The organism is Falsibacillus pallidus (assembly GCF_003350505.1).
Lineage (GTDB): Bacteria > Bacillota > Bacilli > Bacillales > DSM-25281 > Falsibacillus > Falsibacillus pallidus.
In genome coordinates, this window is sequence record NZ_QQAY01000003.1 from 300,844 (window position 1) to 327,444 (window position 26,601).

Here is a 26,601-nt window from a genome sequence, read left to right on the forward strand (position 1 = left end):
CCCCGTATCATCCATTACATTATAATATAAAAATTTCAAAATAAAAAAGGAAGGTGATTAGATCCCTTCCTTTACGCGAAAATATTAACTTTAATTAAAAGTTTTCCAGTGCAGTGCCGTTCATTCCATTCATTTTATGTGGTGGACAAACGGTCAATGTTCCTGTCACTACTGTTTGATCTTCTTCATTTGTTGCGTGGACATTGATGGTGACTGTCTTATTTGTCAGACTCACTTCAGTCACTTCAAATAAGAATTGAACTGTAGCATAGTGGTATACAGGCTTTGGAAAATCGATTTCCTGTTTGAGGATGTGCGATCCGGGACCAGGAAGATATTTTGATATTGCCGATGTAATGATCCCTGTCAGCATGATGGAAGGGACGATCGGTTTCTTGTATGGAGTTTGTGATGCATAATCATGCTGGATATATAAAGGATTTGCATCATTCGTCAAACCAAGGAAGAGCAATAGATCTTTATCTTCGATTTTTTCAGTTAATGTCAGCTTTTCTCCAACTGTCATTTCTTCTATTTTCCTGCCCATTTTTCTCTTTTTGCCAAGCAGCATAACGACACCTCCGAATTATGTAAACGGTTACAAGTTGAAATAAAAAAATAACGAAAAATCTGTATTATCTGTCTATTACTATCATAATACCACTATTATCATAACCTTTCAAAGAAAAATTAGACCACTGAATGGTACAAGCCTGGATCTGTTTCGAAAAAATGGCAGGCCCGTCGTGGACCCGCCATTTTCCTCTATCTATTCACGAGACAATGAGGACATTACATTTTTAACAGACTCCGCTGACTTAGCTAATGCTGCCCTCTCATCCTCTGTCAAATCAAGTTCGATGATTTTTTCCAATCCGTTTCCGCCCATAATAGTCGGAACCCCTAAGTAGATCCCTTTAAATCCATACTCTCCCTCTAAATAAGCGATCGCTGGAAGGACTCTTCTTTGATCTTTCAATACAGCTTCGCACATTTCAGCAAGAGCGGCTGCAGGAGCATAATAGGCGCTTCCACTACCCAGCAGATTGACAATTTCTCCGCCGCCTTTTCTTGTCCGTTCCACAATGGCATCCAAGCGGTCCTTTGGAATCAATTTTTCCAGCGGGATTCCTCCAGCATAGGAATATCGGACAAGCGGGACCATATCGTCCCCGTGGCCCCCTAAAACGAAGCCAGTTACATCTTTTACAGAAAGATTCAATTCTTCTGCTGCAAAAGTACGGAATCGTGCAGTATCCAGGACCCCGGATTGCCCAACCACTCGATTTTTCGGGAAACCGGATTCTTTAAAGACGGTATAAGTCATTGCGTCAACCGGATTGGTCAAAACGATAATCAGACAGTCTGGGGAATACTTGGCAATCTCTTTTGCCACGGATTTCATGATTTTTTGGTTTGTCTGCACCAAATCATCGCGGCTCATTCCAGGCTTCCTTGCAATACCGGCAGTGATGACAACAATATTAGAATCCTTTGTATCCTCATAATTGGCTGTACCGGTGATTTTCGCATCAAACCCTTGGACCGGACTTGCCTCAAGCATATCCAAAGCCTTTCCTTTCGTCGGATTTTCCATTTGAGGAATATCCACCAGTACGACATCGCCAAGTTCTTTTTGTGCAAGTAAGAAAGCCGTAGTCGCTCCAGTGAATCCTCCACCGATGATCGAAATCTTTCTGCGCTTGATTGACATGGGAATGTCCCCTTTCAAATGAATGAATAGTATAGAAAATCCAGCAGACTGGCGGCTGGATTCAAACAGAGGCTGTCCAAAATGGACAGCCTCATCAATCAATTAAATTAAAGGTTTTTGATAAGCTCGTCGCCGAACTCAGAGCATTTCACTTCTGTAGCGCCATCCATTAGACGGGCGAAGTCATATGTTACAACTTTAGAAGCAATGGATTTCTCCATGGACTGTGTAATCATCTTGGCAGCTTCATTCCAGCCTAAGTGTTCAAGAAGAAGAACACCAGAAAGGATAACTGAAGATGGGTTTACTTTATCTAGGCCCGCATATTTTGGAGCAGTTCCATGAGTAGCTTCGAAAATAGCATGTCCTGTTTCATAGTTGATATTCGCTCCAGGAGCAATTCCAATTCCGCCGACTTGGGCAGCAAGTGCATCAGAGATGTAATCTCCGTTCAAGTTCATTGTTGCAACAACATCGAACTCGCTTGGACGAGTAAGGATTTGTTGAAGGAAGATATCTGCGATAGAATCCTTCACGATAATTTTGCCAGCTGCTTCAGCTTCTGATTGTGCTTGGTTTGCAGCATCTGTACCCTTTTCTTCTTTAATTCTGTCATATTGAGCCCAAGTGAATACTTTATCGCCGAATTCTTTTTCAGCAAGCTCATATCCCCAGTTCTTGAAGGCACCTTCAGTGAACTTCATGATATTTCCTTTATGAACAAGAGTTAAAGATTTGCGTCCTTCTGTGATAGCGTAGTTGATCGCTGCACGCACTAAACGCTCTGTACCCTCTTTAGAAACAGGCTTGATTCCGATGCCAGATGTTTCAGGGAATCTGATTTTGTTTACACCCATTTCATTTTGAAGGAAGTCGATAACTTTCTTCACTGCATCTGATCCTTGAGCGTATTCGATGCCGGCATAGATATCTTCAGTATTTTCACGGAAAATGACCATATCAGTATCTTCAGGGCGTTTAACCGGTGAAGGCACACCTTGGAAGTAGCGAACTGGACGCAAGCATACGAAAAGATCCAACTCTTGGCGCAAAGCAACGTTCAATGAACGGATCCCGCCTCCGACTGGAGTTGTAAGAGGTCCTTTGATGGCAATGAAATATTCACGGATGACATCCAAAGTTTCACTTGGAAGCCATTCGCCAGTTTGGTTGAAAGCTTTTTCTCCAGCCAAAACTTCTTTCCATTCTATTTTGCGCTCGCCATTATAAGCCTTTTCAACAGCAGCATCTAATACACGAGAAGCAGCAGCCCAAATATCAGGACCAATTCCGTCGCCTTCAATGAAAGGTACGATCGGATTATTTGGAACGTTCAATACACCATTTTCAACAGTAATTTTTTCACCTTGAGACATGATTTTCCCTCCAATTTCAATATCAAAGGTTAGATGGCAGCAGCCCCTAACCTCGATTTACATACAGTATTATTAGAACAATAATTCAGCCATTTGTAAATGATTCTTATCCGCGTTTTTCAACTGGAACGTAAGACTGCATTCCAGGACCTGTATAATCAGCGCGTGGGCGGATCAAACGGTTGTTTTCATATTGCTCTAGAATATGAGCCAACCAGCCTGATACACGGCTGACAGCAAAGATCGGTGTGAATAGATCGTGATCGATGCCCAGGCTGTGGTAAACAGAAGCTGAGTAGAAATCAACATTTGGCGGAAGGCCTTTTTCGGATGTCACGATTTCTTCAATCTTTATGGACATATCATAATAGTGCGCTTCGCCGGTAAGTTTTGTAAGCTTTTGGGACATTTCACGCAAATGCTTCGCACGAGGATCCCCTTTGCGGTACACGCGGTGGCCGAATCCCATGATTTTTTCTTTATTATTCAATTTTTCATGGATATAAGAATCTACATTTTCAACAGAACCAATATCCGTAAGCATCTTCATGACTTGTTCGTTTGCACCGCCGTGAAGAGGACCTTTCAATGCACCAATCGCTGCTGTAACACCTGAGTAGACATCAGACAATGTAGCTACACAAACCCGTGCAGTGAAAGTCGATGCATTCAATTCATGGTCAGCATGAAGGACAAGTGCTTTATTGAAAGCTTCCACAGCAATCGCTTCCGGCTCTTCGCCAGTAAGCATGTACAGGAAGTTTGCTGCAAATCCTAGGTCTTTTCTAGGTGCAACAGGCTCAAGGCCTTTGCGGATGCGAGCGAATGCCGTTACCAATGAAGGCATTTTTGCCTGCAGGCGGACAGCTTTACGATAGTTGGATTCCGTTTCCATAACATCCGCTTCTTCATCGTATAAACCAAGTGAAGAAACTGCTGTACGAAGGGCAGCCATCGGATGTACTTTATCGATAGGGAATGTCTTAAATTGATTTAAAACTTCTTGAGGAAGCTCAGCATCTTTTGCCAATTGCTCCTTCAACTCCTGAAGCTGGGAAGCTGTCGGCAGTTTACGATGCCATAATAAATAAATTACCTCTTCGAAGCTTGCATGTTCTGCTAGATCATCAATGTTGTACCCTACATATGTAAGAGTGTCATCAATGATTGAACTTATGGAAGAAGTTGTAGCTACAACACCTTCAAGGCCACGTGTTGCTGTCATATCAATCTCTCCTTTATGAATAATTCCTCATTACCAGGTAATGGTGAGCAAAAAAAGCCATTCATTGCGGTTTATTTATAAGGCAATAGGCTTGTTCACTTGAAATTCAGTTCCAAAAGATTTCCTTTTGGAGATTGAGCGCTTGCTCAATGCTCTAGCATGCAATAAAAGTAGACATATTGCATCAAGAGATGACAATTTTCTCGGTTACGCTTACATTTCCTATTATAAACAATTATCTGACTTTTGTGAACGGATACTGATTAAAATGTCCAAAAATTATTTTTTTAGAAAAACTTAAATGCTTTGGTATTTTAGAGCATTCGAGTATCCATTAATTAAATCATACCCTATTTTTAAATAATATGAAATAAAAACGCTTACGTAAACATTTCAAACAGCTTCATTGCTAAATAGGCAATGCCCGCACCGATAAGAGGCCCTACTGCAACACCATTGAATAAGGAAACAGCAAGGATCGTCCCGAGAACCAGTGCAGTGGTTATATGGGGGTCATCCTCAAGGAGTATCAGTCCATTTTTCGCAATGAGTGCTACTGCCATACCGGCAAGAAGGGCAATCCATGCGTAAGGGGATTTCAGCGCTTCTATCAAATCTTTAAAACCGATTGCACCGCTTGCTATCGGCGCCAGAACCGCAATTGTAATGATCGTTACCCCCCAATTGATGCCTTTACCTTGGATGAAGGAAAAAACCTTGCCATCCACCCCTGCAAGCTTTAATACTATTAAAACCCCCACGGCTATCATAAGAGATTGATTTTTTGCAATCAGGGCTATGCCCAGAAGCAGGAGCAAAAATAAAATAGGTTGACTGAACATTTTTTCACCTCGTATAACCAAAATTATCCTAACATAACTAATCGTTTTTAAAAATATGATTTTAAGGATATTTCTATAATAACGTAAAATTGGAACTTCTTTTCAATTGGGAGAGCATGTAAAATAGTAGGTAAAGAAGTAACTAAAAGGTGGCTGATGATGTTTGAATCCTGAGTTTATCTACAGGACAATCCGATTTTTCTTTGTCATTGCTGTAATTATTTTGTTGTTGACTGTATTTTATTATGTTTCTACTGTTACATACCCTTTTTTGATTGCCATTGTGATTGCACTTCTTATCAATCCTGTGGTCAATTTATTGGAGCGGCAAGCTAAAATGCCTCGGGCTGCTGCCGTATTGGTTGCGTTGACATTGATTGTTGCCATATTTGCGGGCATCATCACACTCTTGATTGCAGAAATCGTTTCAGGGGCCAATTACCTGGCAAGGACGGTACCTGACCACGTCGATACACTTGTCCAATATATTGAGGATTTGATAACTTCCCAGATCATCCCCCTTTACAATCAAGGTGCAAGCTTCTTTAAAAACCTTGATGTCGGACAGCAAGAAACCATCACCCAAAACATTCAAACTGCCGGCCAAAAAATCGCCACTTCCGCAGGTGCGTTCCTGCAAAGCTTTTTTCAGAAGCTCCCCAACCTAATTTCATGGATCCCAGGGGCAGCAACGGTCATCGTATTTTCTGCATTAGCTACATTTTTTATCAGCAAGGATTGGGACAGATTATCAATGTTGTTCACCAAACTTCTTCCGCATAAGGCCCGAACAAGCGGCCAAAAAGTACTTGTGGACTTGAAAAAGGCATTATTCGGATTCATACGAGCCCAGCTTACCCTTATCTCCATCACGAGCGTCATTGTCCTTATTGGGCTTCTGGTGCTCCGTGTAGATTATGCCATTACCATTGCGCTTGTGAGCGGTCTTGTCGATTTACTGCCTTACCTTGGAACGGGAACGGTCTTCATCCCTTGGATCCTTTACGAGGCCATTTCAGGAGATCCGGGGCTTGCCATAGGACTCGGCATTCTTTATGTCATCGTTATCGTCCAGCGGCAGGTTATGGAGCCGAAAATACTCTCTTCAAGCATCGGATTGGATCCCTTGGCAACCTTGATCGCCCTTTTTGTTGGGTTTAAGCTCGTTGGCTTCCTTGGTTTGATTCTTGGTCCCGTTACACTTGTCATCATCAGCACGCTACATCGCGCCAATGTATTCCACGATTTGTGGAATTTCATCAAAGGAAATCCGGAAGATCGAGTAAAATAAGATAAAAAAGGCTTGCCCAATCCAAAATCGGGCAGCCTTTTTTGTTTTATCTATAAATGATGACATTCCTCTTGTCGATCCATTTGCGGATGAGTTTAAGAATGAACGGTTTGATAAACCTTCTTGTAGTTGGAATCAAAAGCAAAAAACCGATGGTATCTGTGATAAAGCCGGGCGTGATCAGAAAAATGGCTCCTGCCAGTATGCAAACCCCGTCAATGATGGCATCTCCCGGAGCATGTCCCGCCTTCAAAGATTCCTGTACCCGGTGAATGGCTGAAATGCCCTGCTGCTTGGCAAAATACGCTCCAAGAATACCTGTCAGTATGATCAGACCGATTGTGGACCAAGCTCCGAAATAGCTTCCTGCTAAAATGAACAGCCAAATTTCAAGGGCAGGTACGATGATTAAAAAAAGGAACAGATATTTCATATATCCAGCCTCCATAAGGTTGACCTATTTGAAATACATTATATCATACAGAAAAGCCTTTCATTCCATTCAGCGGGTTTATTAATGCAAAAGCGGCCGAAAGTTCGGCCGCTTCATTTATTGCATATGGACTTTTTACAGCACGCTTGCATGTCCGTTATAAATGATGCCTCTTGTCGCATCGACAGTCAGTTCCTGTCCATCTTTGATAAGGGATGTAGCTTGGTCTACACCAACGATGACCGGAATGCCCAAATTGATTCCGACTACGGCTGCATGGCTTGTCAAACCGCCTTCTTCGACAATTAATGCAGAGCATTTTTCGATGGCTGCCATCATTTCTTTATCTGTACCGAGTGTTACTAGTACAGAACCGTTTTGCACTTTGTCTAAAGCTTCTTTTGCATTTTTGGCTACAACAGCTCTGCCATAGGCAGATTTTCTTCCGATACCTTGTCCTTTAGCTAATACGTCCCCAATGACATGGATTTTCATTAAGTTAGTTGTGCCGGATTCGCCTACCGGTACACCTGCAGTAATGACAATCAAATCACCATGTTTGACGACTTTGGAGTTCAAGCTCTCTTCAACCGCCATTTCAACCATTTCATCAGTTGTGGATACTTTACGCCCGATTTGCGGTGTAACACCCCAAACCAAAGCTAGTCCACGTGAAACGGAATCATTTGCCGTAACAGCTACAATCGGAGCTTTCGGACGGTATTTAGAAATCATCCGTGCAGTATGCCCGCTTTCAGTTGGTGTTACGATGGCACTTACTTCAAGATTCATTGCAGTATGAGCAACAGATTGACCGATTGCATCAGTCATATTATGCTCTGAATTCTTGCTTTGTCTGGAGAGGATTTCACCATGATCAAGCGCTGACTCCGCTCTTGAAGCAATATTATGCATAGTTTGAACAGCTTCTAACGGATAAGATCCAGCTGCTGTTTCACCTGAAAGCATGATGGCATCTGTACCATCAAAAATCGCATTGGCAACATCACTTGCTTCCGCACGTGTAGGACGTGGATTGCGCTGCATGGAATCAAGCATTTGGGTTGCAGTGATGACAGGCTTCCCAAGAAGATTGCATTTCTTGATCAGCTGCTTTTGCACCAATGGAACTTCCTCAGCAGGAATTTCCACACCTAAATCTCCGCGGGCAACCATCAATCCATCTGATACTTCCAGGATTTCATCGATATTATCGACACCTTCCTGGTTTTCAATTTTAGGAATGATTTGAATATGCCCTGCATTGTTTTCTTCCAAGAGCTGACGGATTTCCAGAACATCTTTAGCACGGCGTACAAAAGATGCTGCAATGAAATCGACTCCCTGCTCAATTCCGAAAAGGATATCCTGTGCGTCTTTTTCAGTGATTCCAGGAAGATTGACAGAAACTCCAGGAACATTGACGCCTTTTTTATTTTTCAATGTACCGCTGTTCATTACTTTTGTATGAATTTCTTCATTTTCTTTATCGATGGATGTCACTTCAAGACCGATTAATCCATCATCCAGAAGAATTTTGGAACCTTCATGAACATCATCCATTAATCCACTGTATGTAATGGAGAATTTTTCAGGGGTCCCTTCCACTTCTTTCATGGAAACAATAACGTTTGATCCTTCTTGCAGTTCAATAGCGCCGTTCACCATATTATTTGTACGGATTTCAGGCCCTTTCGTATCAAGCAGGATACCGATTGTCTTTCCATTTTTTTCAGCTGCTTCTCTTATATTTTTGATCCTTTGGCCATGTTCTTCATGGTCTCCGTGCGAAAAGTTCAAGCGAGTGACATTCATGCCAGCTTCCATTAATTTGGACAGCATTTCAACACTTTCGCTGGCAGGACCGATAGTACAAACAATCTTAGTTTTTCTCATATTAGTCAATAGACCTCCCATATTTTTGCTTATAACCTTAAATGGATAGTTCTTTGGATAGACGATACATATCTAAATCAACACGATGCGGCATCGCCAGTGCTTCAATGATATCATAGTCAACAAGACGGTTCTTTTCAATGCCGACAGCACGCCCGCCTTTTCCTTCTAATAACAATTCTACCGCATGTGCCCCTAAACGGCTAGCCAGAACCCGGTCAAAAGCAGTAGGGGAACCGCCGCGCTGAATATGGCCGAGAACAGAAACCCGTGTTTCAAAATTCGTTGCTTTTTCCAGTTTCTCAGCAAATTCAGGTCCGCTCATGACACCTTCAGCCACCACGATAATACTGTGCTTCTTACCGCGCTCATGACCTTTCTTTAAGCGGTTGGCCACTTCATCCATATCAAAGTTGTCTTCCGGGATGACGATTGTTTCTGCACCACCGGCCAAGCCTGCCCATAAAGCAATATCTCCAGCATGTCTTCCCATCACTTCAATAATGAATGTTCTTTCATGAGAAGTGGCTGTATCACGGATTTTATCAATTGCATCAATGACGGTGTTTAGTGCAGTGTCAAATCCGATGGTAAATTCGGTTCCTGGGATATCGTTATCAATGGTTCCCGGGACGCCTACACATGGGAAACCTTGTTCCGTAAGAGCCTTTGCACCGCGGTATGATCCATCTCCACCGATGACCACCAATCCGTCGATTCCATGCTTTTTGAGCTGTTCGATTCCTTTTTGCTGCCCTTCTTTTGTCTTAAATTCAAGGCATCTGGCAGAATAAAGCGTCGTTCCACCGCGATGAATGATATCACCGACAGATCCAAGTTCCAGCTTTTTGATATTTCCATTGATGAGGCCGCTGTATCCTTGGTAGATGCCATAAACTTCAATATCGTGGTAAATGGCCTTTCGGACTACAGCACGCACTGCAGCATTCATGCCTGGGGCGTCTCCACCACTAGTTAATACTCCTATACGTTTCATTTGAGTTCACCTCTATATTTTAGTTGCCTATGTAAGACGAAAATCCTAATCCAAAACTCCTTGGAATTTGTTAACAATTTCACAAAAAATCAATAATGTATAAAGAATGATTCTTACCTATATATTATGGTCGAAGTAATCAGGGAATATTTCTAAAATAACATGAAGGGCAAATCATCTCAATAAATTAGTCGCCGGCTTGAAAATAGACGAAATTATCATTTAACTGGAAACGCTTCATTTTACACTTTTTGGAACAAATAAAAGAACGTGCCAAAAATTTGCACGTTCTTTTTGATTGGGAAATATTATTTGACAGTATCCACTAATTCTTTAAGATCTGAATACTCTCCGATATTTTTGAATTTTACATAACGGTTATCGATCAATTCTGCCCCTGACATACCGGTCAGTGTTTTTAATGAACGATATAGGACTCCATCAATGAATTCAGCCTGTTTGGCGATATCACGATGTGCTCCGCCTTTGACTTCAGGAATGATTTCATCAATGATCCCCATCTCTTTCAAGTCTGGTGCAGTGATTTTCATTGATTCAGCTGCTTTCTTAGCCAAACCAGAATCCTTCCATAACAATGCAGCAGCACCTTCTGGGGAGATAACGGAATAAGTCGAGTTTTCAAGCATGTGAATATGATTGCCGATTCCTAATGCAAGGGCTCCACCGCTTCCGCCTTCACCTATGACGATGCAGACGATTGGTACAGACATCCCTGCCATTTCAAATAGGTTCTTGGCAATCGCTTCGCTTTGGCCGCGCTCTTCCGCTGCTTTACCCGGATAAGCTCCTTTAGTATCTATAAAACAGATGATAGGGCGATTAAATTTCTCTGCCTGCTTCATATGCCGGAGGGCCTTGCGATATCCTTCCGGGTGCGGCATGCCAAAATTCCTGCGTAAATTCTCTTTCGTGTCTTTTCCTCTTTGGTGGCCGATGACCGTTACCGGCAGCCCTTTATACTTGGCAATTCCGGAAACGATGGCTTCATCATCCCCGAAAGCTCGGTCTCCGTGCATTTCCATAAAGTCCTTAAAAAGGTGGGAGATGTAGTCAAGGGTAGTCGGCCTATTTGGATGCCTTGCCACTTGGACACGGTCCCAAGGCTTCATATGTTCATAAATATCCTGTTCAAGTTTAACAAGCCGTCCTTCAAGCTTTTCAATCTCAGAAGAAAGATCGACATCGGATTGTTTCGTAAATTCTCTTAGTTCGGCTATTTTCTTACGCAGCTCAACTACTGGGCGTTCGAATTCCAGCTCATTTACCATTCTAAGTCACCGCCTGGATGATGGATTTCCAAAATGGATGCTAACGTATCTTTCATTTCCAGCCGCGGAATGACAGCATCCAGCTGACCATGCTTCAATAAGAATTCCGCAGTTTGGAAGTCTTCCGGAAGATCTTCCCTGATGGTCTGTTCAATGATTCTTCTTCCTGCAAATCCAATCAATGCGCCCGGTTCAGCAAAATTGTAGTCACCGAGTGAAGCGAAACTTGCTGAAACTCCCCCGGTTGTCGGATTTGTCATGACAGAGATGATCAATCCACCATTGTCGCTGAATCTTTTTAGCGCAGCGCTTGTCTTCGCCATTTGCATCAAGGAAAGGACACCTTCTTGCATCCTCGCTCCACCTGATGCGGTAAATATGATAAAAGGCACTTGCAGCTTGTCTGCTTCTTCAATGGCTCTGGTTATTTTTTCACCCACGACAGAACCCATGCTTCCCATACGGAAAAAGGAGTCCATTACTGCAATGACCAATTTATTGCCTTTAATCTTTCCTGTTCCGGTAAGGATGGCTTCATTCAAACCTGTTTTTTTCCGGTCCTTTTCCACTTTCTCCAAGTAGTCCGGAAACCCTAAAGGATTTTTAGACACTAAAGTGGCATCTAGTTCACGGAACGTTCCTTCGTCAAGCAAACTATCGATTCTTTCAAATGCATTCATTTTATGATGATGATCACAATGCAAACAAACCATTAGATTTTTTTGAAGTTCCTTTGTATACATGATTTTCTTGCATTTCGGGCATTTGGTCATGATTCCTTCTGGAACATCTTGTTTTGCTGCTTCAGAGGGAATCGTCGCATATTTCTTCTTCTTCGATTTCACAAATAAATCTTTCAGCAAGACATTTTCCTCCTTGTCAAAGGATAACAATCGCTTCCTCAACTGCTTGTCTCCTAATGTAACCTATGGAAAGAAAAAAAGTTGTCGCAAATTGTTATGGCAGCTTCGACAGTTTTTGCATTTCTTCATAAATCTGAATAACCTTTGACTGGTCACCTGCAGCCAGTGCTTCCACAAGCTTCTTTGGGAATTCGTGGTCCGAAAGCGGCTTTGAACTGGTGAGATTGGAATGATATTGATTCAAGATGACCCATATCTTAGTCAACAGCCTGTTTTTAGAAAGAAAAATAATGGCTTTTAAAAATTCTTCTTCAGTAAGAAAATAGTCATTTTCCAGCATCTCAGCCACCGTGGCCAGACCACTGGCGTGCAAATCTCGGTTTTCGGCAACCAGCCTTAGGCAGTCTTTCTCCAATAACTGTTTTGTATGCAGTACATCACATCTGACATCATTGTCCTGAAGAATGAATGTACTTAGTAATTCTACCAGTTGATGGTCCCTAAAGTCCCTTAAAAAGGTTCCTTCCCCTCTCCTTGTTTCGATGAGGCCGAGCAGCTCCAATGCTCGAAGGGCTTCGCGAACCGAAGAACGGCCGACATTCAGCCGTTCAGACAATTCACGTTCTGATGGGATTTTATCTCCCGTCTTCAATCCATCGTGTTCAATCATATCCCTTAATTGGTGGACAATATCCAAATAAACCTTTTTACCCGAAGGAGTAGGTTTCACTAAAAAATCACTCGCCTTTACCAATGACCGCAAGCTGTTCAGTTTTTTTGCGTATCTCTTCAGGGTCCACTTTCAATCTGGCAACACCGGTTTCCATCGCTGCTTTAGCGACGGCAGATGCAACTGCAGGTGCCACCCTTGGATCAAACGGAGCAGGGATGACATAATCTTCATTCAGCTCAGCTTCGCCGATTAAGTCTGCAATTGCTTCCACTGCGGCCTGTTTCATTTTTTCATTGATATGAGTCGCTCTTACATCAAGTGCCCCTCTGAAGATGCCTGGGAAAGCAAGGACATTATTAACCTGGTTCGGGAAATCAGATCTTCCTGTTCCGATTACTTTTGCCCCAGCTTTTTTAGCATCTTCCGGCATAATTTCTGGAACAGGATTAGCCATGGCGAAGATAATGGAATCAGGTTTCATGGACTCGACCATTTCCGCTGTAAGCGCGCCTGCTACAGATACCCCGATGAAGACATCGGCATCTTTGATGACTTCTCCAAGGCTTCCCTGCAGCTTGTCCCTATTAGTAAACTTCGCTACCGCAGCTTTGATGTCATTCATGCCTTCAGGGCGCCCTTCATAAATAGCACCTTTTGTATCACACATGATGATATCCCGGACGCCATAAGTATAAAGCAGCTTGATGATGGCAATTCCTGCAGCACCTGCTCCGTTTGCAACGACTTTAATTTCAGACATTTTTTTGCCTACGAGCTTCAATGCGTTCACCAGCCCGGCAGCCGTTACGATTGCAGTACCATGCTGATCATCATGGAAGATCGGGATATTTGTCTCTTTCTTTAACCGTTCTTCGATTTCAAAACAATTCGGAGCGGCAATATCTTCGAGGTTCACTCCCCCGAATGTCGGCTCCAAAAGTTTGACTGTCTCGACAATCTTATCGATATCCGTTGTATTCAAACATATAGGGAATGCGTCTACTCCAGCAAAGCTTTTGAATAATACAGCTTTCCCTTCCATTACCGGCAGGGCAGCTTCAGGACCGATATTCCCAAGTCCTAGAACGGCTGTACCATCGGAAACAACTGCGACCATATTCCCTTTCATCGTATATTCATATACGGTTTCAGGCTTATCGTAGATGACCTTGCAAGGTTCAGCAACACCAGGAGAATAGGCCAAACTTAAGTCCCTTGCGTTCTTCACTTCTACTTTTGATTTTGATTCCAGCTTACCTCGGTTCACACGGTGCATATGCAATGCTTCTTCACGTAATGACACCTTATTCACTCCTTCATTCCTGAATCCTCTTACAAATCTATATGAAAATTCTTGTTTTTAGTGGTCAGACCACATTGTCTATTAAACAATATAACATATCATAATTGGATGTAAAGGGTTTATTGCCTTAGGAAAACATGTTCCTCGCCGAGGAGTTTTTTCAGTTCGTACAGACATTCCTCTGTGGGATTAACCCAATCCTTCCGGGACAATTGAAGGACTTTTTCTTGGTTTTCATATACCAGTATGACGCAGGCACTGCCCTTAAATCGCTGAAGGATGGAATGTATCTGATTGAGGCCTTCAGGATTTTGCTTGTCCACAGGAACTTTGACATATAGTTTTTTCCCCATTGGCTTTTTATCCTTAACGGCGTCCTCGATGGTCATCATTTTTTGGATGATGAGCTGTTTTTTTCCGTTCCTCTCCTCTATATTTCCTTGGATGACGACAATGCCGCCCTCTTTGCATAAGGCGCTTATTTTATTATAGACATTAGGGAATGCGACACATTCAAGGTCGCTCCATTGATCGCTTACATTGATAAATGCCATCACATCCCCCTTTTTTGTACGGATTGTTTTGACGGAAGTAATGTAAGCGCCGGCTGACTTCCCTTTCTTTTCATTGCCAAGCTCATTCAAAGGTACACATCCAGCTTGATCAAATTCAACTTGATAAGGGCTGACGGGGTGGTCGGACAAATATATTCCGAGCGCCTGCTTTTCAAAGCTCAGTTTTTCAAGAAGCGGCATTGGATCAACTTCAGTATATTTCGGTTTGATTTGAAAAGCAGCTTCATCTTCAAAAAGGTCATACCCTTGATCTTCCGGACTGACAAGTTCTGCATGGTCAAGAGCCGCATCTATACTCGCAAGGAGTGTCGCCCTGTCTTGTCCGAATTCATCAAAGCAGCCGGCAAAAATGAGTGATTCAAGAGTCTTTCGATTGACCGCCTTTGATGGGACCCGCACGCAAAAATCGAACAAATCAAGGAAAGGCTTTTTCTTTCTCGCTTCGACTATTCCCCTCAACGCAGCTGCTCCAATTCCCTTGATTGCACCAATGCTGAAACGGATTCCTTCTCTTTCAACCATAAAAGGAAATTGGCTGCTATTAATCGAAGGAGGCAGAATGTTAATGCCCCTCTGCTGTGATTCTTTTATATATTGAGCTATTTTATCCTCATTGCCAATGACGCTCGTCAGAAGCGATGCCATAAAATAAAGAGGATAGTGCGTCTTCAGATAAGCCAGCTGGCAGGCAATCATACTGTATGCGACTGCATGGCTCCGATTGAATCCATAATCGGCGAATCTCACAATCAAATCATAGATCGAATGGGCAGTCTGCTCATTGTAGCCTTTAGAAACGGCTCCTTTGACAAAATGAGCCCTCTCTTGGTCAAGTACATCTTTCTTCTTTTTGGATACGGCCCTTCTCAACAAGTCCGCTTCACCAAGAGAGAAACCTGCCATCTTTGAAGCAATCTGCATGATTTGTTCCTGATAGACTATGACTCCATAAGTCACTTTTAAAAATTCCTGCAAATCTTGATGCGGGTATTCAATCGGCTTAATGCCGTGTTTTCTTTCAATGTACAATGGGATGTTTTCCATAGGACCTGGACGATATAAGGCGTTCACTGCCACAATATCTTCGAATCTTGTTGGCTTCAGCCTCATCAGGACCTTTCTCATCCCATCGGATTCAAGTTGAAAGATTCCTGTCGTTTCTCCACGGCTTAATAACTTATAAGTGGCTTCATCATCATAGGGAATCCTGTCCAAATCGATTTTTTTATCCATGCCGATTTTTATGGAGGTGATGATTCTTTCAAGGAGCGATAAATTGCGGAGGCCAAGGAAATCCATTTTAAGCAGACCGATTTCTTCCAGTACATCCATTGGGTATTGGGTCAGCGTAAGTCCATTTTGTCCTTGTTGAATCGGTATCTCATCCACCAGCTGAGAATCGCTGATGACTACACCTGCAGCATGGGTCGATGCATGGCGCGGAAGCCCCTCGATTTTCAGTGCTGTAGAAAATAATTTCTTATAATAGTCTGATTGATCAATGAATTCCTTCAATGCCGGCGACTCCTGATAGGCGTCTTTCAATTTCAGTCCAGGTTTGGAGGGAACCAGTCGGGAAAACTGTTCGAGTTCCTTGGAGCTGCATCCGAATACCCGGGCAGCGTCCCTTAAAGCCGCCTTTGCCGCAAGTGTACCAAACGTAATGATCTGGGCGACATGCATCGCTCCATACTTGCCGGCTACATATTGAAGGATTTCATCCCTTCTGTGGTCAGGGAAGTCGATATCGATATCCGGCATGGAAATCCTTTCAGGGTTTAGAAAACGTTCGAATAACAGATCGTTTGCTATCGGGTCAACGTCCGTTATCTTCAGAACATATGCTACAAGAGATCCTGCTGCAGAACCCCTTCCAGGACCAGTCAGAATTCCTTTATCCCTTGCATACTTCATGAAGTCCCATACGATGAGGAAGTAATCGCTGAATCCCATTTTCCTGATGATATCCAACTCGTATGTCAATCGTTCCTTATATTCTGTCCCAGCTTCCTTTACACGGTCATCTAAACCAGAACTGCATAAGTCTTCAAGATATTGATGCGGCTGTTGACCGGGCGGGAGCGGGTATTTCGGCAGCAGCCGCTTGTGGAACTCGAATTCCACATTACACGCTTCTGCAATCTTAATGGTGTTCTCTAAGGCATCGACATCCTCAGTGAATAACTCTGCCATTTCCTGCTTCGTTTTCAAATAAAACGAGCTGCTTCCAAGCTTGGGCCTCTCATCATCAGAAAGCTTCAATCCATCCCTTAATGCCCAGAGACATTCAAGTGTAAATGAATCATCCTTATGGAGATATTGCACATCATTGGCAGCTGCGAGAGGGACGTTCCCTTTTTTGGAAAGGTTCCTTAACTGAGCAAGGAGACCTTCTTCGCCGGGCAATCCATGTTTTTGCAAGGAAAGAAAAAAGCATCCTTCTTCAAATGCCCCTTTTAAATTACGAAGAGATTCTTCTGCCTCTTCAACCTTTTCGTTTAATAAATGTGATTCTATTTCCCCTTTTCTTCCAGGAGTCAGTGCAATCAGTCCGCGGCTGTATCCTCTCAGCCATTTCAAGGGGATCCCGTTTGGGGATTTGGTCTGTATGACGCTGGAAATTTTCATCAGGTTCCTGTATCCCTCTACTGTTTTTGCCAACAGTACCAATGGATACGCTTCGTCCGGCTCCCCCTGCTTGAGAACATCCGCTGTCATCCCGATGATTGGCTTGATGCCTTTTTCTTTGCATGCTTTATAAAATGGTATCGCACCGTATAAGACGTTCCGGTCTGTGATGGCAAGCGCCTTATGGTTATCCGCAACTGCGGAATCTATCAATTGCTCGATCGAAATCGTACTTGATAACAAACTATAGGAAGTGGTTATCTGCAAGTGAATGAACGACATATCGGTTCACTCCTTTATCCCAAACTTTTAAGATACTTCTAGTATAGCAAAAAAAGAAAATATGTTCGTACTTAAACAAAGGAAAAATGGCGGAGAGCCTTCATATAATCATAAGGTGTACGTTTGTCCCATATATATTTATTGAAGACTTTTATAGGACCGGGGATGATTCTGCTATGAACGAAGCTTTTTTTCCTGCTTTTTTTGAGAGTTTTTTTATTTCTTTTGGAGTTATGATCGGCGGTGCTCTGATTGGCGGCATATCTGCTTTTATAACAGGAGAACCGATCCTTACAAAAATCGCTGAAATATCTGTGAACATAAGGATATGGGCAATCATTGCGGCCATAGGGGGAACTTTTGACACTGTCTACAGTTTTGAAAAGGGATTCCTGCAAGGTGATACAAAAGACCTTTTTAAACAATTGCTGCTGATTTTATCTGCAATGGGCGGTGCGCAGTGCGCTGCTGAGATTATCCGCTGGTTCACCCAGGAGCAAATATCATGAGAATTCCCCCTCTTTACCGCCGCCCTGAATGGCAGCGCCTCTTGGCAGGCATTGCTGTTGGAGGATGTATCAGCTGGGTCGTTTTTTTATTCATGTTCGGGACGATGCAGGACAGGCAGTCAAAAATTCTGGAAGACCAACGGGATATCATAAAGGAATTGGAAAATGAAAAATTGATTTGGCAGGAAGAGTTCGCCGCATTAAATAAGAAGAATCAGGAGCTGTTGACAGTCCAGGGGATTGAAATCAGGATAACCAATGCAGCAAGATATCACATCAACTCTCAGGCATTAAATGAAAAGACTGATGAATTAAGGGAAGACCTGCGCCCTCTTTTAGCAAAAGATTTAAGTTCGGTCTACAAAAATAAGGAGCTCGTCAAAAAGACCATCGAGAATAAAACAGTCAAAATCAATGAAAAACGATACACATTTACAATCAAAGAAATATTTTTCTATACTACGATCCAGATCACTGCAGAAATTAAGCTGGCCGATTAACCGGCCAGCCTGGATTGACTCCTTTTAAAAAGGGGTCTATTAATTGCTCAGGCACAGCTCTTCCAGTTCCTTGGTCACTTGATCCACTTCTTCCCAGGAATGCACTGATGCGCCTGCAGCAAGGGGATGGCCTCCGCCTTTATATTTCTTTGCAAGCTGGTTGATCACTGGACCCTTCGAACGGAGCCTCACTCTGATCTGATCATCTTCTTCAATAAAGAAGCACCATGCTTTTATCCCTTTAATGTTGCCAAGGGTACTGACCAGCTGTGATGCTTCTGAAGGCGTCACTTGGAATTCCTTCAATTGATCTTTTTTCAGGATCAGCACACCTGCACCGCTTGGCCTCAGTTCGAAATTCTGGAGGACATATCCCTGAAGTTTTAAAACATGGGGGTCTGTTTCATACATTTGATTGAACAATTCGGTCCGGTCAAAGTCATAACGAATAAGTTCACCGGCATAATCAAACGTTTTCTGGGTGGTGCTTGGATATAAAAATCTTCCGGTATCCCCGACAATCCCAGCAAAAAGAAGGCGGGCGGCACGATCATTCATCACTAGCCCCTCTTCTTTTCCAGAAAGATAGAATTCGTAGATCATTTCGCTGACAGAACTTGCACCAGTATCCACCCATAACATGTCTCCATATGGATCTTCATTTGGATGGTGGTCAATCTTGATCAGTGTTTCGCCTTTTGTATAGCGCTGGTCACAAACCCTTTCCTGATTGGCTGTATCACAGACAATCACTAAGGCTCCTTCATATTGTTCATCTGAAATGACATCGAGTCTATTTAAGAAATTTAAAGAAGGTTCCTCCTCACCGACTGCGAATATCTGTTTTTCAGGGAAGGAGGCTTTCAGCATTTCGGCAAGGCCTCCCTGAGAACCGTATGCATCTGGGTCCGGTCTGACATGCCTATGTATGATGATGGTGGAATATTGCTTTATCGCATTCAAAATTTTATCCTTCATTATCTTCACCTTCTAATAAGTTATGGAATAGTATGGCTTTTTTAGACTCCAATCGTTACAATATATGATAGATATTGTCGAATGCTGGAGGAAAAATCATGCCATTTTTAGTAGTCATCATCGTATTGTCACTTTCATTTTATATATACTACAAGGTGAAATACGTTCGGAGCAGCCTGCCAATGGAGAGAAAAACCCTTTCAGGCAAATCAAGCATTGCATTGGGGCTTTTTGTCGGCCTGTTTGGCGTCAACCAGCTGTTCCTGTATCATTCTACAACAACTTATATCGTCGCAGCCCTTTTTATAATCGTTGGGGCACTCAGTATCTGGGCCGGCTTCAAATCCTATCGTTTCTATCTTCCATACGCAATCAAAGAAATGGAAGAAGTAGAGAAGCAGGGATAATTTACCCCATTCATTAATTGAACTGAACCGATTCCACAAGAATCGGTTCTTTTTTTCCCTTATCTGTCTATCAATTGGCACATCATCAGCGCTTTTCCAACAAGCACACCTTCATGGAAGACTTCGACATCGACCTTCCCGAATTTCCTGCCTACTTCCAACACTTTCGGCCTGATTTCAATGAGGCTTTCCATTTGCACAGGTTTGATAAAATAAATCGTCATATTTTCAACGACCAGATCGCCTTTTTTGAAATTTTTCAATGACCTGTTTGCAGCTTCCGTCACAATAGTGGTAAAAACCCCATATGAAATGGTGCCAAGCTGATTGGTCATCTGCGGACTTACCTCAAAAGTGAAGGTACCATTCAACGTTTCTGAAACCGTAAGCCGGTCCGTCATAATATCGTCGATTGTCTCGCCGACTTGCGGCTGCCTCTGAATCATCTGCAGGGCTTTTAAGACATCCTGACGGCTGATGATTCCCTGCAGGCGGTTTTGTTCATTGACCGCTGGAAGGACCTCAATCCCTTCCCAGATCATCATGTGGGCCGCGGAAGCTACACTAGTTTTGGCACCTACTGTAATGGGATTCTTGGTCATTAATTTTTCGATGCCTGCATTCATTTCCTGCCCAATGATATCTTTGGAAGTAATCATCCCCTGGATTTTCATGCTTTGATCTACGACAGGAAATCGGCTGTGTCCCGTTTCCTTGTTTTTTTGATGCCATATCTCTACTGAATCGCCCGTTTTTAAATAAATCGTCTGTTCAAGCGGCGTCAATATATCTTCAACAAAAACGATATCTTTTTTGATCAGCTGATCATAAATGGCCCTGTTGATCATGGTAGCAACCGTAAACGTATCGTAGCTCGTTGAAATAATCGGAAGCTCCAGTTCATCTGCAAGCTTTTTGACGTGGTCTTCTGTATCGAATCCACCGGTGATCAATACAGCTGCGCCTGCTCTTAGTGCCTGTTCATGCGCCTTGATCCTGTTCCCAACAATTAGCAGGTTGCCTGCCCCGGTGTATCTCATCATTGCTTCGAGCTGCATGGCGCCGATGACGAACTTCGTCAACGTTTTATGAAGTCCATCCCTTCCGCCCAAAACTTGTCCATCAATGATATTGACCACTTCGGCAAAAGTCAGCTTCTCAATATTTTCTTTCTTTTTCCGTTCAATCCTGATGGTCCCCACACGTTCGATCGTGCTGACGTACCCTTTATTCTCAGCGTCCTTAATGGCCCTGTAGGCAGTTCCTTCACTGACGTTCATGGCTCTCGCAATCTGCCTGACGGAAATCTTTTCGCCGACAGGAAGCTCATCTATGTACTGTAAAATCTGTTCATGCTTTGTAGCCAAGCTTTTCACCCTTTTCTATCTGGACCTCTCTATTATCATTATTATAAGTTGAAAAGCTTGGATATTCAATTTCTGCACCATTAATGAGCGCGCATTTTACGCTTATCCTCTTTATTCGTTTTTGCATTAACCCATGATTTATTCTTTTTAGGCGAATATAATAGGGCAGACAGATTTCCCAAGATGACGAAAAGTGCAAACACAGCCCATGCCAAAGTAAAGATCCCTTCCATCCCGCCGCTGTGAAAATCAAGATTCGGCAGACCATAATACAATAGCAGTCCGCTCAATAGCAGACACAATAGATACCTTTGTTTCATTTCTCTTCCCCCTTTTTATAGCTTGTTCTATTCTATGCAGGGGGTGATGAAGAAATACGAGAAGAGGCATTGCTGCTTTGTGTTCCCGGAATGGAAAAAGGCATCATCCTCTTCATCAGAAGGTTGATGCCCTTTTTCATGATTAACCTATTATAATTCGATTACATCGCCAGGCTTCATCACTTTGCCGTTTTGATCTTTAAGCATTTCCACAAAACGATGCGGATCCTGCTTGATTGGAGGGAATGTATCGTAATGAATTGGAACAACCACTTTTGCCTGCAGAAGCTCTGCCGCATAAGCAGCATCCTCCGGGCCCATTGTGAAGTTATCCCCAATCGGAAGGAATGCCGCATCAATAGGGTGACGGTCCCCGATCAGCTTCATATCCGAGAATAAGCCTGTATCTCCCGCGTGGTAGATCGTTTTGCCTTCAGCTGTGAATAACACTCCTGCAGGCATTCCCATGTAGATAATTTCTTTGTTTTCAGTCACATAGCCGGAACCATGGAAGGCTTGAGTCAATTTGACTTTCCCAAAATCAAATTGGAAGGAGCCTCCAATATGCATCGGATGGGTATTCAATCCTTGGAACCCAAGGTAGACAGCAAGTTCGTTCGGTGCAATGACCAGTGCATTGCTTTTTTTGGCAAGCTCAATCGTATCCCCTACATGGTCGCCATGGCCATGAGTCAGGATGATCACGTCCGGATTCTCATTTTCAACCTTGAGGTCCGTCAGTTCATTGCCGTTGATGAATGGATCAAATAAGATGGTTTTACCGCCTGTTTCTACTTTTAAGACTGAATGTCCATGATATGAAACTTTCACTGTAACCACTCCTAATCATTTGATTTCATGTTTTTATTCAAAAGGCCATTGATGAAAGGATTGCCTGCCTTTCCATACTCATATTTTATCTTATGGATTTTTGAATGTCTAAAGATAGGAACGCATGGATGTTCTATTCAGATTTGTTTAACAGTTTACATCCAAAATAATTGTTGGTACTCTTTTTTATGAAGACACTCATCCTATTTTGGGAGGAATACATATGAATAATAGACTGCAGAAATTTATGGATTGGATGAAGCAGGCAGGCGTTGATGCTTCTTTCATCACTTCAAAGGAAAATGTATTTTATTTAAGCGGTTTCAGGAGCGAACCTCATGAAAGGCTTCTTGGGGTCCTTGTTTTCCAAGATAAAGACCCGATTCTTGTATGTCCTGCATTGGATAAAGAGGATGCTAAAAATGCCGGATGGAATCATGAAATCATCGCCCACAGCGACACAGACCGTCCTTGGGACCTCATTGAAAACAGAGTGAATGAATTGTTCGACCAAATCAACGTTTGGGCAGTGGAAAAAGAACATATGAATGTAGAGAGATTCGAAGAGCTTCAAAGCCGCTACCCTGGATCACAATTGGTCTCAGCAGAAGAAAAGATGAAAGTCCTTCGTCTGATCAAAGATGAACAGGAACTTGAGATTTTAAGAAAAGCTGCTGAATTTGCGGATTATGCGGTTAAACTCGGCGTGGAGGAAATTGCAGAAGGCACTTCTGAAATGGAAATCATCGCAAAAATCGAGTATGAATTGAAGAAAAAAGGGATTTCCGAAATGTCCTTTTCCACGATGGTCCTGACAGGGAAAAATGGAGCTTCTCCACATGGAAACCCTGGAAGCACAAAAATCCAAAAAGGCGATCTTGTCTTATTTGACCTAGGAGTGGTCTTGGATGGATACTGCTCTGACATTACGAGGACTGTAGCTTACGGAGAGCTGAACGACAAGCAGCTTGAGATCTATAATACTGTGCTTAAAGCACAGCTGGCAGCTGTGGAAGCAGTGAAGCCTGGAGTCAAGGTAAGTGAGCTTGACAGGATTGCACGTAAAACGATTGAAGATGCAGGGTACGGGGAGTATTTCCCACACCGTCTTGGCCACGGCCTTGGAATAAGCGTCCATGAGTATCCGGATATCAAAGAAACGAATGACCTCGTCCTTGAAGAAGGAATGGTATTCACCATCGAGCCCGGAATCTACGTGCCGAATGTGGCAGGCGTGAGGATTGAAGATGACATCCTCGTCACAAAAGACGGGTATGAATTGTTTACGAAATTCCCTAAAGAACTGCAATATGTAAAATAAGTGTTATAAAAAAGGCAATAAAAACAGGCTGGAACTTGTCCAGCCTGTTTTTTTGCCAGTATTTATCTTTCAAGCAATGATTTTGCATCGGAATAGTCTACTCCATGTGCTTCTGCAACTGCTTTGAATGTTACATATCCATCAAGAGTATTGATTCCTTTAAGCAATGCTTCATTATCAAGGCAAGCTTTTTCGTAGCCTTTGTTTGCAATTTGAACTGCATAAGGAACTGTTACGTTTGTCAACGCCATTGTAGATGTACGCGGGACCGCACCAGGCATGTTGGCAACTGCATAGTGTACGACGCCATGCTTCGAATAAGTAGGATCGTCATGTGTAGTGATGCGATCCGTTGTTTCGAAAATACCGCCTTGGTCAATCGCGATATCCACTACGACAGAACCGTCGCTCATGGATTTGATCATATCTTCTGTAACAAGCTTAGGCGCTTTTGCTCCAGGGATCAACACAGCACCGATGACAAGGTCTGATTCTTTAACAGCCTCTGCAATGTTAAGAGGGTTGGAAATCAAAGTAGTTACATCGCTTCCGAAGATATCATCCAATTGGCGCAGACGCTCAGGGTTCAAGTCGATGATTGTAACTTGTGCACCAAGACCGATTGCCATCTTCGCAGCGTTTGTACCAGCAACTCCTCCTCCGATGATTGTTACGCGGCCACGGTGAACACCTGGCACGCCGGAAAGAAGGATACCTTTTCCTCCATGGATTTTCTCAAGGAACTGAGCACCGATTTGAGAAGCCATGCGTCCAGCCACTTCACTCATAGGAGTCAATAATGGCAGGGAGCCGTTAGGAAGCTGTACTGTTTCATAGGCGATTCCGACCACTTTATTGTCGACAAGAGCTTTCGTCAACTCAGGCTCTGGAGCAAGGTGAAGATATGTAAACAAAATCAGCCCTTCACGGAAGTAATTGTATTCGGATGGAAGCGGTTCCTTAACTTTCATGACCATTTCCATATCCCATGCTTCCGGTGCAGAACCTACAATCTTGGCACCTGCTTGCAGATAATCTTCGTCTGTAAAGGCAGATCCGAGACCTGCTCCTGTTTCGATATAAACTTCATGGCCGTTGTTGACTAAATGAACAACTCCAGCTGGTGTCATTGCTACACGATTTTCGTTGTTTTTTATTTCTTTAGGTACACCAATACGCATACCACATACCTCCTAAATTCGAATTCTTTAGTGTGACATGTTCAAATACTTATTTAATATAACATTATAAATGAGTATTTGCGAAGCATTATTAATCATATTTTTCGCCGAAAAAAGTATTTTGAAAACACTTACATTTTAGAAAAAATAATCGGACTCATTATACTAGTATTTCCGCTCATTTCATCTTTTATAATTTAAACATTCGAATATTTCAATCCTGCGGGCTTTTCGCTAAAATGATACAGTAGCCTTTATGAGAAAGAAGGAAATCAACTTGCAGACTGCTAAATTAGATAAACTGGAACGCATCGGTCTTGAATCCGTTCCGACAGAACTTAAAACGTCCAATTGGTTCGATTACTTTATCATTCAATTATCCTTTTCCGTAAACTCAGGAAATTTCATTGTTCCCGCCCTTGCGGTACTTGACGGGAGGCTCCCCATTTTCTGGGCTATCGCTTCCACTTTTTCAGGCGCTGCACTGGCATTTCTTTTTGTGTCCCTCCTTTCACTGCCCGGAGCTAAGTACGGATTGCCTGCGCAATATGCCATCCGCTCCATTTTAGGAACAAAGGTTGCGCGGTACCTATCATCTCCCATCAGGTCCCTCACTTCCCTTTATTGGTTCAGCGTGCAAACGATCAGCGGGACCATTGTCATCACTGAAATGGCAAAGGATTATTTTGAGATTACGCTTCCCTTTATGCCCATCGCCATCATCCTTGCTGTCATTATGACTGTTCTGGCACTGGTGGGCTTTGATGCTGTGAAAAAAGCGACGAAGTATTTTATGCCGATTCTCATCATTGGCCAAATCATCCTGCTTTATATATTCATTAAAGAGGGGGCACCTTCTTCCGCCATCCATGAGACGGGGAGATTCTCAGCCTCCTCCTTTTTCTTTTTTTCAAGTCTTGCATTTGTTCAATACGTGTCAGGTGTGAGTGCTTCATCCGATGTGACCCGCTACGCTAAAAGTACAAGACATGGAGCAATCGGCCTTTTCGCAGGGAATGCCATTGGCTTCTTCATGACTGCATTATTGGGGGCCCTTTCAGCCGGACTTACGAAAAACCTGAACCCATTCGTTTCAGGGAGTGCTCTTTCAGGTTCAATGTTTGTGACAATCATACTTTTGGTTTGTGCACTGGTATCGATGATTTCCATCAACTTGAGCAATGCTTATACCGGGGGATTCAGTCTACTGAATGCCGTCCCTTCATTGGGAAGGATCCGAAGCTCCATTGTGTTTGGTTCGTTTGCCATCTTGTTAAGCTGCTTCCCGGGGCTGGTTGAAAATGCTAAGGAATATATCAGTTACCTAGGTGCATTGATCATACCGATTTCTGCTGTCATCATTGCTGATTTCTGTTTTTTTAAGAAGCTTGAGCTGACAGAGGATGATCTCATTTCGATTGCATCGGGTTCATTCCGGTATAATTTTAAGGGTCTGTGGATTATTTTATTATCAGCTGTTCTTTATCTGTTTTTGCCTGAGAAGTGGTCCCCTGGATTTCTTGTGTTTGTTTTTTCATTCCTCTTTTATTTCTCGATAAAAAGCATTGGGAAAAGTCCAACCGTAAGTACCACCAATCATAATCTGCAGCAATAAAAAATGGCCGCTTAATCTGCGGCCATTTTCATTATTCTGTTGTTTCGATTTCTTCCTGTTCAGCTGCTTCTTTGTCGAATGTGCCTTCTGAATAGACATTCATGATTTGGCTGCTTACTTCATTCAAACCTTCTTCGTTGTAATTCATTTCTTCTTTCGGGTCACGTTTACGCATTTCAATTCCT

Annotated in this window: 25 protein-coding genes; 6 read left to right on the forward strand and 19 right to left on the reverse strand. The window is 42.9% G+C overall.

Annotated elements, in window-relative coordinates; genetic code table 11:
• Nucleotides 1-94: 94 nt before the first annotated feature.
• The 5 genes from DFR59_RS08075 to DFR59_RS08095 form a co-directional block, all read right to left on the reverse strand.
• Nucleotides 95-571 carry a MaoC/PaaZ C-terminal domain-containing protein gene (locus tag DFR59_RS08075; protein WP_114745117.1) on the reverse strand — a complete coding sequence of 159 codons (477 nt, stop codon included), beginning with the start codon at nt 569-571 and terminating at the stop codon, nt 95-97.
• Between the two features lie 198 nt (nt 572-769).
• On the reverse strand, nt 770-1,714 hold the full coding sequence (gene mdh, locus DFR59_RS08080) for a malate dehydrogenase (protein WP_114745118.1): 945 nt from the start codon (nt 1,712-1,714) through the stop codon (nt 770-772).
• Between the two features lie 107 nt (nt 1,715-1,821).
• Complete coding sequence (gene icd / locus DFR59_RS08085; protein ID WP_114745119.1) at nt 1,822-3,090, reverse strand: NADP-dependent isocitrate dehydrogenase; 1,269 nt, start codon at nt 3,088-3,090, stop codon at nt 1,822-1,824.
• Between the two features lie 106 nt (nt 3,091-3,196).
• Nucleotides 3,197-4,315, reverse strand: a complete 1,119-nt coding sequence (gene citZ / locus DFR59_RS08090; RefSeq protein ID WP_114745120.1) for a citrate synthase — start codon at nt 4,313-4,315, stop codon at nt 3,197-3,199.
• A gap of 380 nt (nt 4,316-4,695) precedes the next feature.
• A complete protein-coding gene (locus tag DFR59_RS08095; protein WP_114745121.1) occupies nt 4,696-5,157 on the reverse strand; it encodes a DUF441 domain-containing protein in 462 nt (153 codons plus the stop codon).
• A 163-nt stretch (nt 5,158-5,320) separates the two neighbouring features.
• Between DFR59_RS08095 and ytvI the strand changes: the two genes are divergently transcribed.
• On the forward strand, nt 5,321-6,448 hold the full coding sequence (ytvI, locus tag DFR59_RS08100) for a sporulation integral membrane protein YtvI (RefSeq protein ID WP_114745122.1): 1,128 nt from the start codon (nt 5,321-5,323) through the stop codon (nt 6,446-6,448).
• A 46-nt stretch (nt 6,449-6,494) separates the two neighbouring features.
• Here the strand turns inward: ytvI and DFR59_RS08105 are convergent, their stop codons facing one another.
• The 8 genes from DFR59_RS08105 to dnaE all read right to left on the reverse strand — a co-directional run bounded on the left by DFR59_RS08105 (nt 6,495) and on the right by dnaE (nt 17,387).
• Complete coding sequence (locus DFR59_RS08105) at nt 6,495-6,881, reverse strand: FxsA family protein (RefSeq protein ID WP_114745123.1); 387 nt, start codon at nt 6,879-6,881, stop codon at nt 6,495-6,497.
• Between the two features lie 135 nt (nt 6,882-7,016).
• On the reverse strand, nt 7,017-8,777 hold the full coding sequence (gene pyk / locus DFR59_RS08110) for a pyruvate kinase (protein WP_114745124.1): 1,761 nt from the start codon (nt 8,775-8,777) through the stop codon (nt 7,017-7,019).
• Nucleotides 8,778-8,814: 37 nt separating this feature from the next.
• Entirely contained in the window at nt 8,815-9,774 is a 960-nt protein-coding gene (gene pfkA, locus DFR59_RS08115; RefSeq protein WP_114745125.1) for a 6-phosphofructokinase, read from the reverse strand.
• Nucleotides 9,775-10,082: 308 nt separating this feature from the next.
• Nucleotides 10,083-11,063, reverse strand: a complete 981-nt coding sequence (gene accA / locus DFR59_RS08120) for an acetyl-CoA carboxylase carboxyl transferase subunit alpha (RefSeq protein WP_114745126.1) — start codon at nt 11,061-11,063, stop codon at nt 10,083-10,085.
• The gene (gene accD, locus DFR59_RS08125) at nt 11,057-11,926 is read right to left on the reverse strand and encodes an acetyl-CoA carboxylase, carboxyltransferase subunit beta (protein ID WP_114745272.1); all 870 of its coding nucleotides are present in this window, start codon (nt 11,924-11,926) and stop codon (nt 11,057-11,059) included. The genes accA and accD overlap by 7 nt, the downstream gene beginning before the upstream one ends.
• Before the next feature lie 94 nt (nt 11,927-12,020).
• Nucleotides 12,021-12,656: a FadR/GntR family transcriptional regulator gene (locus tag DFR59_RS08130; protein ID WP_281269344.1), complete on the reverse strand. Its 636-nt coding sequence runs from the start codon at nt 12,654-12,656 to the stop codon at nt 12,021-12,023.
• A 7-nt stretch (nt 12,657-12,663) separates the two neighbouring features.
• On the reverse strand, nt 12,664-13,902 hold the full coding sequence (gene ystJ / locus DFR59_RS08135) for an NADP-dependent malic enzyme (protein ID WP_114745127.1): 1,239 nt from the start codon (nt 13,900-13,902) through the stop codon (nt 12,664-12,666).
• 119 nt (nt 13,903-14,021) lie between these two features.
• Nucleotides 14,022-17,387 (reverse strand): DNA polymerase III subunit alpha, encoded by a 3,366-nt coding sequence (gene dnaE / locus DFR59_RS08140; RefSeq protein ID WP_114745128.1) that lies wholly within the window; start codon nt 17,385-17,387, stop codon nt 14,022-14,024.
• Between the two features lie 176 nt (nt 17,388-17,563).
• Between dnaE and ytrH the strand changes: the two genes are divergently transcribed.
• Nucleotides 17,564-17,896: a sporulation membrane protein YtrH gene (gene ytrH / locus DFR59_RS08145; protein ID WP_114745129.1), complete on the forward strand. Its 333-nt coding sequence runs from the start codon at nt 17,564-17,566 to the stop codon at nt 17,894-17,896.
• Nucleotides 17,893-18,396 (forward strand): sporulation membrane protein YtrI, encoded by a 504-nt coding sequence (gene ytrI, locus DFR59_RS08150; protein WP_114745130.1) that lies wholly within the window; start codon nt 17,893-17,895, stop codon nt 18,394-18,396. Before ytrH ends, ytrI begins: the two co-directional genes overlap by 4 nt.
• Before the next feature lie 39 nt (nt 18,397-18,435).
• Here ytrI and DFR59_RS08155 read toward each other — a convergent pair whose 3' ends face one another.
• On the reverse strand, nt 18,436-19,374 hold the full coding sequence (locus DFR59_RS08155) for a DHH family phosphoesterase (protein WP_114745131.1): 939 nt from the start codon (nt 19,372-19,374) through the stop codon (nt 18,436-18,438).
• A gap of 98 nt (nt 19,375-19,472) precedes the next feature.
• On the opposite strand from DFR59_RS08155, the gene DFR59_RS08160 reads away from it, so the two are divergent.
• Nucleotides 19,473-19,781 (forward strand): YtpI family protein, encoded by a 309-nt coding sequence (locus DFR59_RS08160; protein ID WP_114745132.1) that lies wholly within the window; start codon nt 19,473-19,475, stop codon nt 19,779-19,781.
• Between the two features lie 59 nt (nt 19,782-19,840).
• Here the strand turns inward: DFR59_RS08160 and DFR59_RS08165 are convergent, their stop codons facing one another.
• The 3 genes from DFR59_RS08165 to DFR59_RS08175 all read right to left on the reverse strand — a co-directional run bounded on the left by DFR59_RS08165 (nt 19,841) and on the right by DFR59_RS08175 (nt 22,299).
• Nucleotides 19,841-21,148, reverse strand: a complete 1,308-nt coding sequence (locus DFR59_RS08165) for a CBS domain-containing protein (protein ID WP_114745133.1) — start codon at nt 21,146-21,148, stop codon at nt 19,841-19,843.
• An 80-nt stretch (nt 21,149-21,228) separates the two neighbouring features.
• Nucleotides 21,229-21,468, reverse strand: coding sequence for a hypothetical protein (locus DFR59_RS08170; RefSeq protein WP_114745134.1), 240 nt, complete (start codon nt 21,466-21,468; stop codon nt 21,229-21,231).
• 150 nt (nt 21,469-21,618) lie between these two features.
• Nucleotides 21,619-22,299: a metal-dependent hydrolase gene (locus tag DFR59_RS08175; protein WP_114745135.1), complete on the reverse strand. Its 681-nt coding sequence runs from the start codon at nt 22,297-22,299 to the stop codon at nt 21,619-21,621.
• A 223-nt stretch (nt 22,300-22,522) separates the two neighbouring features.
• Between DFR59_RS08175 and DFR59_RS08180 the strand changes: the two genes are divergently transcribed.
• Nucleotides 22,523-23,620: a M24 family metallopeptidase gene (locus DFR59_RS08180; protein WP_114745136.1), complete on the forward strand. Its 1,098-nt coding sequence runs from the start codon at nt 22,523-22,525 to the stop codon at nt 23,618-23,620.
• A 62-nt stretch (nt 23,621-23,682) separates the two neighbouring features.
• Here DFR59_RS08180 and ald read toward each other — a convergent pair whose 3' ends face one another.
• Nucleotides 23,683-24,801 (reverse strand): alanine dehydrogenase, encoded by a 1,119-nt coding sequence (gene ald / locus DFR59_RS08185; protein WP_114745137.1) that lies wholly within the window; start codon nt 24,799-24,801, stop codon nt 23,683-23,685.
• Between the two features lie 277 nt (nt 24,802-25,078).
• Here ald and DFR59_RS08190 point away from each other — a divergent pair, with 277 nt between their 5' ends.
• Nucleotides 25,079-26,416: a purine-cytosine permease family protein gene (locus tag DFR59_RS08190; protein WP_245948413.1), complete on the forward strand. Its 1,338-nt coding sequence runs from the start codon at nt 25,079-25,081 to the stop codon at nt 26,414-26,416.
• 31 nt (nt 26,417-26,447) lie between these two features.
• On the opposite strand, the gene DFR59_RS20055 is transcribed toward DFR59_RS08190, so the two are convergent.
• Entirely contained in the window at nt 26,448-26,591 is a 144-nt protein-coding gene (locus tag DFR59_RS20055; protein WP_158538354.1) for a hypothetical protein, read from the reverse strand.
• Nucleotides 26,592-26,601 lie beyond the last annotated feature (10 nt).